The sequence below is a fragment of the Salinivibrio sp. HTSP genome, assembly GCF_003390965.1.
Lineage (GTDB): Bacteria > Pseudomonadota > Gammaproteobacteria > Enterobacterales > Vibrionaceae > Salinivibrio > Salinivibrio kushneri.
This window is the reverse complement of the sequence record NZ_PXUD01000067.1, coordinates 29,049-41,585: the sequence shown is the minus strand read 5'-3', so window position 1 is coordinate 41,585 and position 12,537 is coordinate 29,049. Positions and strand designations below refer to the sequence as shown.

12 protein-coding genes are annotated in these 12,537 nt (G+C 50.4%); 6 read left to right on the top strand and 6 right to left on the bottom strand.

Annotated features, from left to right (window positions below; all coding sequences use genetic code 11):
• Positions 1 to 386: 386 nt before the first annotated feature.
• A complete protein-coding gene (locus C7A19_RS12625; RefSeq protein ID WP_077485525.1) occupies positions 387 to 785 on the bottom strand; it encodes a gamma-glutamylcyclotransferase family protein in 399 nt (132 codons plus the stop codon).
• A gap of 184 nt (positions 786 to 969) precedes the next feature.
• Here C7A19_RS12625 and C7A19_RS12620 point away from each other — a divergent pair, with 184 nt between their 5' ends.
• On the top strand, positions 970 to 1,812 hold the full coding sequence (locus C7A19_RS12620; RefSeq protein ID WP_069361171.1) for an endonuclease/exonuclease/phosphatase family protein: 843 nt from the start codon (positions 970 to 972) through the stop codon (positions 1,810 to 1,812).
• 33 nt (positions 1,813 to 1,845) lie between these two features.
• Here C7A19_RS12620 and C7A19_RS12615 read toward each other — a convergent pair whose 3' ends face one another.
• The 3 genes from C7A19_RS12615 to gloB form a co-directional block, all read right to left on the bottom strand.
• Positions 1,846 to 2,535 carry a YIP1 family protein gene (locus C7A19_RS12615; RefSeq protein ID WP_327292089.1) on the bottom strand — a complete coding sequence of 230 codons (690 nt, stop codon included), beginning with the start codon at positions 2,533 to 2,535 and terminating at the stop codon, positions 1,846 to 1,848.
• Positions 2,532 to 4,109 (bottom strand): LysM peptidoglycan-binding domain-containing protein, encoded by a 1,578-nt coding sequence (locus tag C7A19_RS12610; protein WP_100297963.1) that lies wholly within the window; start codon positions 4,107 to 4,109, stop codon positions 2,532 to 2,534. The genes C7A19_RS12615 and C7A19_RS12610 overlap by 4 nt, the downstream gene beginning before the upstream one ends.
• Positions 4,110 to 4,179: 70 nt before the next feature.
• Positions 4,180 to 4,938, bottom strand: a complete 759-nt coding sequence (gene gloB / locus C7A19_RS12605) for a hydroxyacylglutathione hydrolase (RefSeq protein WP_116645042.1) — start codon at positions 4,936 to 4,938, stop codon at positions 4,180 to 4,182.
• A gap of 33 nt (positions 4,939 to 4,971) precedes the next feature.
• Between gloB and C7A19_RS12600 the strand changes: the two genes are divergently transcribed.
• On the top strand, positions 4,972 to 5,697 hold the full coding sequence (locus tag C7A19_RS12600; RefSeq protein WP_102505488.1) for a methyltransferase domain-containing protein: 726 nt from the start codon (positions 4,972 to 4,974) through the stop codon (positions 5,695 to 5,697).
• A gap of 8 nt (positions 5,698 to 5,705) precedes the next feature.
• On the opposite strand, the gene rnhA is transcribed toward C7A19_RS12600, so the two are convergent.
• Positions 5,706 to 6,173, bottom strand: coding sequence for a ribonuclease HI (gene rnhA / locus C7A19_RS12595; RefSeq protein WP_069361167.1), 468 nt, complete (start codon positions 6,171 to 6,173; stop codon positions 5,706 to 5,708).
• 51 nt (positions 6,174 to 6,224) lie between these two features.
• Here rnhA and dnaQ point away from each other — a divergent pair, with 51 nt between their 5' ends.
• On the top strand, positions 6,225 to 6,947 hold the full coding sequence (dnaQ, locus tag C7A19_RS12590; RefSeq protein ID WP_116645041.1) for a DNA polymerase III subunit epsilon: 723 nt from the start codon (positions 6,225 to 6,227) through the stop codon (positions 6,945 to 6,947).
• Between the two features lie 8 nt (positions 6,948 to 6,955).
• Positions 6,956 to 8,260 carry a TIGR03503 family protein gene (locus C7A19_RS12585; RefSeq protein ID WP_069361165.1) on the top strand — a complete coding sequence of 435 codons (1,305 nt, stop codon included), beginning with the start codon at positions 6,956 to 6,958 and terminating at the stop codon, positions 8,258 to 8,260.
• Between the two features lie 95 nt (positions 8,261 to 8,355).
• Here C7A19_RS12585 and fadE read toward each other — a convergent pair whose 3' ends face one another.
• Positions 8,356 to 10,800: an acyl-CoA dehydrogenase FadE gene (gene fadE / locus C7A19_RS12580; RefSeq protein WP_116645040.1), complete on the bottom strand. Its 2,445-nt coding sequence runs from the start codon at positions 10,798 to 10,800 to the stop codon at positions 8,356 to 8,358.
• A 310-nt stretch (positions 10,801 to 11,110) separates the two neighbouring features.
• Here fadE and lpcA point away from each other — a divergent pair, with 310 nt between their 5' ends.
• The gene (gene lpcA, locus C7A19_RS12575; protein ID WP_116645039.1) at positions 11,111 to 11,689 is read left to right on the top strand and encodes a D-sedoheptulose 7-phosphate isomerase; all 579 of its coding nucleotides are present in this window, start codon (positions 11,111 to 11,113) and stop codon (positions 11,687 to 11,689) included.
• Between the two features lie 22 nt (positions 11,690 to 11,711).
• On the top strand, positions 11,712 to 12,500 hold the full coding sequence (locus tag C7A19_RS12570; RefSeq protein ID WP_077457002.1) for a class II glutamine amidotransferase: 789 nt from the start codon (positions 11,712 to 11,714) through the stop codon (positions 12,498 to 12,500).
• The last annotated feature ends 37 nt before the right edge of the window (positions 12,501 to 12,537 follow it).

Sequence of the window (12,537 nt, the reverse complement as noted above, 5' to 3'; positions counted from 1 at the left end):
GTTCGAATCCCTCTACCCCTGCCACTTGAAAAGCACTGACATCCGTCAGTGCTTTTTTTTGATTTCAATATTACCGATAGACTAACTTATGAATGGTTTTGGTGTGACATCGAAGTCCGCGTGTTGGGGGCTGGGGCGCCAGTCCGATCGAATCCCTCTACCCCTGCCATCTAAAAAGCATCGACGTTCGTCGGTGCTTTTTTTTGATCTCAATACTACTGATAGACTAACTAATGGATAGTTGTGGTTGTGACATCGAAATCCGCGTGTTGGGGGCTGGGTCGCCAGCCCGCTGGGTCGCCAGTCCGATCGAATCCCTCTACCCCTGCCACTTGAAAAGCACTGACATCCGTTAGTGCTTTTTTTATATCTATTCAACGACTCTTCTAATAGTTTTTGGCGACAAATTGGCTTGGCCCAGTCGCATCAGGCTGGTGATTAAAACAAAGTTCATAGGTGAATGCTGTTGTATGCTGGGCGTGTTGACTGCTTTTGCTTTTGTACTCTACCTCAACAATCACCCGTTGGTAGCCAGCGCCTTCGAATGCATCAATGTGAGGGAGAAAGTGAGATAAATCGTCTGCTTTCAAAAGCCAGCCCTCTACCCGATTATTTGGATTATCACTGAGCTCTATACCCGGACAACCCGAGGCCGATCCCCAACCACGGTCTGTGCGTATTGCTTGTATGCTCGCGGGAAACCATTGCCCATGGACATCCGCAAGCACGTGGTGATTTGTGCCTTCTGGACACAGGGTTCCGTATACGAAGAGGTTGTTAAGCATAGGCGTCGCTCCATGAATGCACCTTGTTATTATTTCTCTTCTATCCTATCTCTGAGTTGAAGTAAGCAGCAAGTAATAACTGAGAGCAACCACTTGTATTTCAGCCTTCATGATCGCAAAATCAGCGGCCATTCTAATAACAACCTATACTCACACTGGCAAGTGCTATGGTGGTGACTAAGCAATGAAAAGACGTATTGGCAAGGTAGTGGCATGGGGGAGTGCTATTTTCGTCCCTGCTGCGGTGATTGGTGTCAATGGCTACTTCACCGTGCCTGACAGCACCCAACTCCATACGGTGTCTGGTATACATCGCCAGTGCGTTGATTACACACATTCTTTACCGCTTGACGAACAAGGCCGTTTTTCATTATTGGTATGGAATATTTATAAACAACAGCGTCCTCAGTGGGACACTGCGTTAAGTCAGTATCACCAACCTCACCGCTTGATGTTGTTGCAAGAGGCAAGCTTTGGTCCACAATTAGCACGTTGGATCACGCAGGCGTCATTGCACTATGACCAAGCTTATGCGTTTGCGATGCAAGATGCTGTTGCAGGGGTGATGAACCTTTCCAAAGTGAACCCTTTGCACAGTTGTGCGTATACTGCGGTCGAGCCTTATCTGCGCCTTCCTAAAAGTGCTCTATATAGTGAGTATAAGCTCTCCAATGGAGAGCGCCTTGCGGTGGTGAATATTCATAGCATTAACTTTACTTATGCAATGGCCGCTTATAAGAAACAATTGGCCGCTTTGGAGCAAGCTTTGGCGCGTGTCGATGGGCCGATTATTTTAGCTGGTGACTTTAATACTTGGTCTCAGCGGCGGTTAGACGCGGTAAGAGCGATGGTCACGCGTTTGTCATTGCAAGAAATGCGTTATCACCCCGATGAGCGAATGACTAAGTTTGGGTTGCCGTTGGATCATGTTTTCTACCGTGGGTTATCGGTAGAAAAGGCGAGCGCAATTGATAATGGTGCCTCCGATCACGCAGCGATAGAGGCACAACTGAAAGTGACAGGATAGAGGCAGCGAGGGGATTTCCCTCGCTGAATTTTCCTAGCTTAATGCTATGACGATGGCCCAACTGGCAAAAACGGCAACCCAAGGCAGGGTAGCAACGACGATCGCTTTGCCATGATTGAGTGGTGTCCAAGTACCGATAACCGTAATGCTTAATACCCAGTACCACGGGAGTAGCAATGGCAAGCTTGCTGCCCATGCGCTCCATGGCGAGGCGAGTGGTAATTTAAGTAAGCCATTAAGGCTATTTAAATCCGCATGAGCCGGCAAAATAAAACCGGATGATAAGGTCATATTGGTATAGCTTGCCAAATCGCCCACGACCGCGGGTAAAAAGATAAAGCAAGAGGCCGCGAGCCAATGACGATAGCCAAAATTAGGGGCTTCTTGTTTGGTGGCTAACCGAAACCACAGTGCCAAGGAAAAAATGACCGCCGCTCGGCCAAACCAATCTCCGAGCACTTCAGAGGCAAGCAGTGTTTCACGTTGTAACCACTTTTCAGCGTCTGCAGGTGGCATCGATAATTGTTGCGCGAGTGCTTGCTGAAGCGCGGCAAGGTTGGTGTGATCAAAATAAGCACTCCAAAATGCAATAGCGCTTAGGCACATAAGCAAATAAGCCAACCAGCCCCATACCGGGCGCTGGCTTAATGCAGCAAAGCATGCACTGGGACGAAGAACGATGTCTCTTAAGGCGAACAGTGGATTGGCTGACGCTTGCATCATGAGCCGCTACTCCGAGAAATGTCGATATGCAGTGTTAGCTTTTGACCGGGTTGGATATATGCGCTTTGTCGTAACTGGTTCCATTTAACCAGCTCGGCGACTGATACATTGTAGCGTTGTGCAATACTGCTCAAGGAATCACCTTGTCGAATTCTGTAGGTAATCGTGCGGATGCGACGTGCATCTCCCTCTTTATCCCAAACGACCAACTTCTGGCCAATGCTGAGGGTGTCGCGAGGACTCATGCCGTTCCACTTAGCGAGCTGACGATAATCAACGTCATAACGGCGGGCGATTGTCCAAAAACTGTCGCCTTGGCGCACGGTGTGGGTGCGCTTGTGGCCATCTCGCTCCGCCGCTTGCAATGCGGCGAGGCGCTGTGGTGCGCTTAGCGTGTATTGTGATTCATCTTTCAGCGAAACAGGGATCATCAGGCGCTGACCCACGCGAATACGAGAGGAGCGGAGTTGGTTAGCTCGTTTTAATACCTTGACGGTGGTGTTGTACTCAGCCGCGATTTCACTCAGGCTGTCACCTGACTTCACCGCATAACGTTCCACACGAAGCCCTTGGTTGTCATTTTTAGCCAATTCAGTATTAAAGCGTTCCACATTGTCGTTGGGCAACAATAAGTGGGTGGGGCCTGATGGTGACGTTGCCCAATGATTATACGCAGGGTTAAGGCTTTGGAGCTCAGAAACACTTAAACCGGCATAGTTAGCCGCGAGCGCCAGATCCATCTGCATCTTAGGATCGACCAAGGTCAGTGCTGGCTGATTGGGGATTTCTGGCACGTCGAGTCCATACTGCTCTTGGTGGCGCAGTACATCGCCAAGGGCGATTAGCTTAGGCACATAGCTGCTGGTTTCTTTGGGGAGGTCTAAATGCCAAAAGTCGGTAGGCTTTCCGCGTTGCTCGTTGCGACGAATAGCACGAGCCACACGTCCTTCGCCGGAGTTATATGCAGCGATAGCGTGTAACCAGTTGCCATCAAACATGCCATGCAAGTACTCGAGGTAATCGAGTGCCGCATCGGTTGATTGCACCACATCACGTCGGCCGTCGTACCACCAATTTTGTTCCAGGCCAAAACGGCGGCCTGTTGCTGGGACAAATTGCCAAAGGCCAGCCGCCCGGCCATGCGAGTAAGCAAATTGATCAAACGAGCTTTCTACGACTGGAAGCAACGCCAACTCTAAGGGCATGTTGCGCGCTTCGACCTTTTCTACGATCAGGTGTAAAAACGGCGTGGCGCGCTCAGCGACCGTGGCAAGGTGATTAGGATACTTTAAGTACCAATTACGATAACGGCGTACCGAGGCATTATCAGGCACGGGAAGCGAAAGCTGCATACTGATGCGCTGCCACACATCATTTTGTTTTTGCGGGGAAAGTACCGTAGGCGTCGCGGGTGTGGTTTTCTTAGGCGTCTCTGAGGCTTTATCAGGCGAGCGCGTTGTTTCTTTTGCGACAACGGGCGGTGCCTCGGAGGCGATATCCGCATTTTGAGCGTCGCCGATAGACTGACAGCCGCTCAGCAACAGCGTGCTCAATATAACAAAACGGTACTTCATTGCATAAAACCTTCGTCCAAAATAGCCGATGATGATAGGGGCTGGCCTCATTGATGACAAGAGACTCAGCTCAAAATTCGTCCTTCCACTGCCGCAGCGCTCGGAAAACGGCAAGCTCATCGTCGGCTGCAGTGCGACCTGCAACCGCTTGAATGACCGTCGGCTCTTGGGTACGCAAAAACGGGTTAATACGCTTTTCTCGCTCAATGGTACTGGGGAGCGTTTGCTTACCTTGGGCGCGTAAGCGGTTCACTTCTTCTCGGTACAAGTGTAATGCGTCGTTTTCAGGCTCTACAGTCAGCGCAAACGCGACATTGGCGGCGGTATACTCATGGGCGCAATACACTTGGGTCTCGATGGGTAGCGATGCTAGCTTTTTCAATGAGTTAAGTGATTGCTCCGCGGTGCCACCGAGTAAGCGGCCACAACCGGCTGAAAACAAGGCATCGCCACAGAACAGCTTACCATCGCCGACAAACGCAATGTGATCGTCGGTGTGGCCCTCGACACCGACGACCAAAAAGCGATGGTCAAAGACATCAATTTGGTCACCGTCACCGACCGCCATTGAACGTTGAGGTATTGGATGAACATCCGGGCCGATCACTTTCGCGTTTGGCGCATAACGTACAAGATCGTCAATGCCATTGGTGTGATCCCAATGGTGGTGCGTGATAAGAATGCACGATAAAGTCAATGAATTCGCTTTAAGGTAGTCAATAACCTGACTTGCTTCACCCGGATCGACCACGGCGCAGCGATTATCTTCACTAATATTGAGCCATATGTAATTATCGTTAAATGCAGGTATGCTTTTTACATGAAGCATTGGGTTCTCCAGCGATAGAATGAGCCTTAATCAATGAAACCAGCGCGCATAGAACATCAGTTTGACTATCCCTATACGTGGGACCAAGTTGCTTACGGTGATTGGGCGCGCACCCAATTGCAAACTCGGTTGGATGAATGGCTACCGACCTTATTTGGCTACCACTTGCTGAAACTGGGCGGCTTAAGCTGCGAGCTAGTCAGTGAACAGTGTAACATTCAACACCAAGTGTGTGTCGACCAACATAACCCAATGCGCAATGTGACCGCGACACACTATGCCTTGCCATTTATCGAGAAATCTTTTGATGCCTGTGTATTAGCGCACCAACTTGATTATAGCGATGATCCGCACCGTTTATTGCGGGAGGTTGATCGTGTGATGATTGATGACGCTTGCTTGATCATCTCGGGTATTAACCCCATAAGCTTTTTGGGCGTAAAAAAACTGCTACGTGGCAAGCATCAAAGGCTCCCTTGGGCTGGACGTATGTTTTCACCTCTTCGCGTTAAAGATTGGTTGAGTGTGATGAATTATGAGGTGGTTGAGGCGCACCAGATGGGACTGTGGCCGACGCAGCGACCCAGCGCTCGGCACGCTTGGGTAGAGAGTAGCGCCAGTATGGTGACACCTGCGCTTGGGTCCATTTATTTGATTATTGCCCGTAAGCGTAGCTACCCATTAAAACCGATTAAGCCTCGTTGGAAACTCAAGCAAGCGGTCTCACCGCTGGGCGGGGTTGTTCCCAACGGCGGCTAGAAATAGGTTTAGTCTGCAGGCTGATAACCTTCATCGATCTCTGTCGGGTGGTTGGCAGCGTCGCGCGCGAGTTCGTCACAACGCTCATTTTCTGGGTGTCCAGCGTGGCCTTTCACCCAGTTCCACGTGATCTGATGCTTAGATGCCGCTTGATCAAGCTGTTGCCATAAATCGGCATTTTTCACCGGTTTCTTATCCGCCGTCTTCCATTGGCGTTTTTTCCAATTATGGATCCATTGGGTGATCCCTTGTCGAACGTACTGGCTGTCAGTGGTGAGAGTCACGTTACAGCTCGTGTTAAGCGCATTTAAGCCGACAATGGCCGCCATCAGCTCCATGCGATTATTGGTGGTGAGGGTGAAACCGGCACTCAAGGTTTTTTCATGTTGTTTGTAGCGCATCACCACGCCATAGCCGCCCGGTCCCGGATTGCCGAGACAAGAACCGTCTGTGAAAATTTCTACCTGCTTGGTCATCTTTGATACTATTGGCTATTCATCTGAGCCAAGTTTGACACAGTTATTGCCATGAAAGCGAATTACGATCGCCTCGTTGTGCTTGATACCGAAACCACCGGTATGAACCGCGAAGGGGGGCCGCATTACCAAGGCCACAATCTTATTGAAATCGGCGCGGTAGAGATCATCAACCGTAAGCTCACGGGGCGGCACTTTCATGCCTATATCAAGCCCACTCGTGCTATCGACCCTGAGGCGATTTCGGTACACGGTATCACCGATGCCTTTTTGGCCGATAAGCCGCAATACGCGCAAATCCATCAAGCCTTTGTTGATTTTATCCAAGGGGCGGAGCTGATCGCTCATAACGCGCCCTTTGATGTGGGGTTTATGGATCATGAGTTCAAAAACCTAGGTGTCTCGCTGCAAACCACTGAGCTTTGCACCATTACAGACACCTTAGCGATGGCGAAGAAAATCTTCCCTGGAAAGCGTAATAACCTGGATGTGTTGTGCGATCGCTACGGTATTGATAACTCTCGGCGAACGCTTCACGGCGCGTTGTTGGATGCGGAGATCCTCGCTGACGTTTACCTATTAATGACGGGGGGACAAACCAACCTGTCATTTAATGCGGGAACGGAGACGGATAATGCGAGCCCAATGGCTCCAAGAACCGTTAAGCGCCAGAAATCGCTAAAGGTTATTCCTGCATCGGCCGATGAAATGAGTGCGCATGAAGCGCGTTTAGACTTTATTGAGCAAAACGGTAGCTGTCTTTGGCGACAGTAGGAGAAGGCATGAAGAAGCGATGGTGGGCGGTGTGTGTTTGTTTTCCCTTGTTAGCACACGCTAACGAGCAAGAAATTCGTCTGCTGGAAAATCGTTTCCGTGTTGATCCAACCATTGAGCGTGCGGCCTTCGTGATTTATCGAGAAAAGCCAAGCATGCCGGTGGTGTTGGTACGTCCGGACGGCACCAAATATTATGCATGGCGTCACCCAGACAAAGTATCCTGGCATCAAGAAGCAGATATGGACATTGTGTCGGTGACCGACCCCATGCCAGGGCCATGGCAAGCGATTGGCCGGGTGAGCCCTGACAACAAAGTCCGTGTTTTAAGCGATTTGCGTATGCAGGTTGAAGACTTACCCAGCCGTCTTTATCAAGGCGAGGCGGTCAAGTTTACTGCACAGCTCATGCTGGGGGACAAGCCACTTAACTTGCGTGATTTTATTGAGCGTGTCGATTTAACGGTTAATTTTACCGAATTTATCGAAAATCCTGAATCACTTAACCCAGACCAACGCCCTCAACCCAAATCCTTGGGACAATTTAGTGACGATGGTACTGGGCTCGATGAGACGCCGAATGACGGTGTGTTTACCGTTTCTTTGCCGATTAATGTGATGCCGGGAAAATACCGCGCACGCGTGACCTCGGGCAATGGCATTTTTTTCCGCACGCTAGAGCAACAAGTCTTAGTCTACCCGACACCGTTAATGGCCACGTTTAAACAAAGCCAAGCAGAGGGCGAACCGCATCAATTGGTTGTTCAGTCCGAGCAGGCCAGTATTGAGCCTGGCAGCGTATCTGTTCACGCCAAATTCACCGATACGGAAGGAAAAACCACGGTCTACCAAACCACCGCTGAGGAAGAGCAGGAGACGATTACGCTCGATATCCCTTATGCCAGTACACCTGGACAATATAAGTGGCGAACAACCTTGTATGCGACGGATCAGTTGTCGGGACGTCCCTTAGTTTTCCCGCTTCCTGAACAAACCTTTGCGGTCACCGATTACGCAGCGCTGGAACAAGCCGAAGCAGAGCGCGAAGCACGTGAAAAAGCGATGATGGAAGCGGCAGAGGCGCGCCGCCAACAGCGGGCTCGCGAAGAGGCACGAACCACCTCCCTGTTGATCATTGGCTTAGGTAACTTATTGGTGATGTTGATGGGGGCTGCAACCTGGTTTGTCTTGCGAAAACGCAAGGCGCGTAAATTGGCTGAAGCGGCGCAAGAGCTGGAAGCGCCCCCGCTGGACAGCGACGGAGACGATCAAGGAAGTGAGCTTGATATGGATAAACCGGACAAGAACGACTAGCACTGTGGTGCGAGTAAGCTCATCTATTCGGGGAAATAAAAAAGAGAGGGAAGCCCTCTCTTTTTGACGTCAAGCTATCGATGCGGAAAACACGGTTAAGCCGCGTTATGCATCTTGCTCTCCTTGATTGACGCTGCAGGTAGCTCTGACGGGTCAAAGTCATCCACATTGATCGTTTCAAGTCGGCCTTGCTCGGCTTCTCGCAATAGTTCGGCTTCTTGCTCGGTGATCACACCGGCGCTTAAGCCTTTATCCGCGACTTGGTCAAGGAACATAAACGGCAGCTTTTCACCGATCCCCTCGCACACTTTCTTGTGAATAGGTTCAGCGTTCAAAATATCGTGCAGCGCTTTTTCGATGTTACCAATCGCATTACCAGGCTCGAAGTACTGACCACGACCGAGGCGGTCACGTGTCGCACTGGGTGATTGTAAAATGACGGCCAGTTTGCCATCGAGACGATCGCCAGGTTGACGGCGTCCTTTACCCAGCGGGAATACCAGTGCGCGGACTAAGCCGGCAATCGCCTTGTTTGGGAAGTTAGCGATAAAGCCATCCAGCGCTTGCTCAGCTTGGTACATGGCGTCTTGCATGCCCCAATGAACCAAAGGCAGATCCTCTTTCTGGTAACCTTCATCGGCATAGCGTTTCATGGTGGCCGACGCCAGGTAAAGCTGGCTCAGTACATCGCCAAGGCGCGCAGACAGGCGCTCTTTACGCTTGAGGTTGCCGCCTAATACTGCCATAGAGACATCGGCAAGCAGCGCGAGCGCGGCACTGTAGCGATTCATCTGCTGGTAGTAACGACGTGTCGCGTCTTTGCGTGGTGCTTTCGAGAAACGTCCATCGGTTAAACCAAGCCAAAGGGTGCGAGCAACATTGCTAAATACAAAGCCGACGTGACCGAACAGTGCTTTGTCAAATGCGGCAAGGGCCGCTTGCTGATCGCTATTCTCGCTCGCACGAATCTCATCTAAGACAAATGGGTGACAACGAATCGCCCCCTGGCCAAAGATAATCATTGAGCGGGTCAGAATATTCGCACCTTCCACGGTGATAGCAATCGGTGAACCCTGGTAATTCCGGCCCAAATAGTTTTTCGGCCCTAAGCAGATGCCTTTACCACCAATAACATCCATCGCATCAATGACGCTCTGCTGGCTACGGTGGGTACAGTGATATTTGACGATTGCCGAGATAACAGAAGGTTTTTCGCCTGCATCAATCCCTGTCACGGTCAGAGCGCTGGCAGCATCCATCACGTAGGCGTTGCCTGCAATGCGCGCGAGAGGCTCTTCAATCCCTTCCATTTTACCAATTGGCAATTTGAACTGACGACGAATACGTGCGTAAGCGCCGGTTGCAAGTGCAGCCGATTTAAGCCCACCCGTGGTATTTGAAGGCAGCGTGATACCGCGACCAATAGACAGGCACTCCATCAGCATCCGCCAGCCTTGCCCTGCCATTTTTTGCCCGCCAATAATAAAGTCCATCGGAACAAAGACTTCGTTACCTTGAGTCGGGCCATTTTGGAAAGGTACGTTCAATGGGAAATGGCGGCGACCAATTTGCACACCTTCCATATCGGTTGGGATCAATGCGCAAGTGATGCCGAGCTCGTCTTGATCACCGAGTAAATGATCGGGGTCGCGTAGCTTAAATGCCAAGCCTAAGACAGTCGCTACTGGTGCAAGCGTGATATAGCGTTTGTTCCAGGTGATTTTCATCCCCAGTACTTCTTCACCTTGCCACATACCTTTGGTGACCACACCATAATCAGGAATCGAGCCTGCATCAGAGCCCGCCTCTGGGCTGGTCAAAGCAAAACAAGGGATCTCTTTACCTTGCGCCAAACGAGGAAGGTAACGGTCTTTCTGCTCGGTAGTGCCGTAATGCTGGAGCAATTCACCTGGGCCTAAAGAGTTCGGCACACCCACGGTGGATGACAGCACACCAGACACGCCTGACAGTTTTTGCAGCACCAAGGATTGCGCGTAGGCAGAGAATTCTAGGCCACCATATTGCTTTTTGATGATCATGGCGAAGAACTTATTGTCCTTCAGGTATTGCCAAACATCTTCAGGCAGATCGGCCAGTTCATGGGTGACTTGATAGTCATCCACCATGCGGCAGACTTCGTTGACTGGCCCATCTAAAAATGCCTGCTCTTCCGCACTCAGAGTGGGCGCAGGAATGTCATGCAGTTTGTTCCAATCCGGCGCGCCACGGAATAGATCCGCTTCCCACCAGACTGTCCCCGCATCAATCGCTTCTTTTTCCGTCGCTGACATTTCCGGCATCACGGATTTAAATGCTTTGAACGCTGGCTTACTGAGCCAGTTGCGACGAAACGTCACAATATTAAGCGGCAACGCGATCACGGCAAAGATCAACCAAGTGATCTCGCCGACGCTGCCCATGATTGTCCCTACAACTAGCCCGGCTGCAAGCACTGCAGTCGATACCAGCAGCTTGGCACGATGGTATGCGAGTACACCGGCCAGTATTAGCATGGCGGCGATATATAACCCTGTTGCCATCACGTCATCTCCTTAGGTTTGGGTTAGCTCTTACTGTTGTGGTAAGAGGTCGTACCACTCAATGTAAGCAAATAATTAATGAATTGTAAAATGATACGGTGTGACCTAGCTTGCAAGGTGAGAAAATCACCACCTAGGGATGGGGACAACTGGCAAGATAGGTTGCCATTCAAGCAAACGTGACCTAGCTCGCTTGTCGGGAGGGCGCGGCAGTCGACAGCCGTAAAACGATGCGGGTACACTGGCAGTTATGTGACGTCACGCCTGTCAGGCGACATCGTCAGATATTTGTTAACAGTGGGAAGGTGCCATGTACCAAGATATTATTCGCGGTGAGCTAACAGAAGCTGCCGATGTGTTAACAGCGTTTTTAAGTGATGACAATAATATTCAGCAAATCGAGAAAGCCGCGAAACTGCTGGCCGATAGTTTTAAGGCCAGTGGCAAGGTAATCTCTTGCGGCAATGGTGGCTCGCATTGCGATGCCATGCATTTTGCCGAAGAGTTGACCGGACGCTACCGAGAAAATCGTCCTGGTTATCCAGCGATTGCCATTTCAGATCCAAGTCATATTTCTTGCGTATCGAATGACTTTGGCTACGAGTATGTTTTCTCGCGTTACCTTGAAGCGGTGGGCATGAAAGGCGACGTATTGTTTGGGCTCTCCACATCGGGTAATTCGGGGAATATCCTCAGTGCTATTGATGTTGCCAAACAAAAAGGCATCAAGACCATTATGCTCACGGGAAAAAACGGCGGCAAAATGGCAGGTCTCGCTGATATCGAAATCCGTGTGCCTCACTTTGGTTATGCGGATCGTATTCAGGAAGTCCATATCAAAATTATCCATATTCTTATCCAGCTAGTGGAAAAGGAAATGGCAGCGTAACTCCGCGGAGGTAGATGAAAGAATGTGCGAGCTGCTTGGCATGAGTGCCAACGTCCCAACCGATATTTGTTTTAGCTTTACTGGCTTGATTCAGCGCGGCGGTAAAACGGGTCCGCATCGCGATGGCTGGGGGATCACCTTTTATGAAGGGAAAGGGTTTCGCACGTTTAAAGATCCGGCACCCAGTAGCCAATCCAAGATCGCAGAGCTGGTCACTAGTTATCCGATAAAAAGCTGTGCGGTAGTTAGCCATATTCGCCAAGCAAACCGAGGTGGGATAAGCCTAGAAAATACACATCCTTTCACTCGTGAGATCTGGGGACGCTATTGGACCTTTGCTCACAATGGGCAGTTATCTGGGTTTGAGAGCCTGGATACTGGGCACTTTAAACCTGTTGGGGATACGGACAGTGAAAAAGCCTTTTGTTGGTTATTGAATGAGTTGTTCAAGCACTACCCGCAACAGCCAGACAATATGTGTGAGGTGTTTGACTTTATCGCGTCACGCTGTGATCGTTTGCGCGCGCTGGGTGTCTACAACATGCTGTTTAGCGATGGCGACTATGTTATGGCTTATTGCACCAATAATCTCCACTGGATCACGCGCCGTGCCCCGTTTGGCAAAGCCAGCCTGATCGACCAAGAAATGACGGTCGATTTTCACGAGCAAACCACGCCTAACGATGTAGTGACCGTGATTGCCACGCAGCCCCTTACCAACAACGAGTGCTGGCATAAGATGGCTGAAGGAGAATATTGTGTGTTTCACTTTGGCGAGGTGTATTGCCACAATCACACATCGGTTTCTTAGCGAACATAAAATAAGGCGCGAAGGCGCCTTAGTTTAT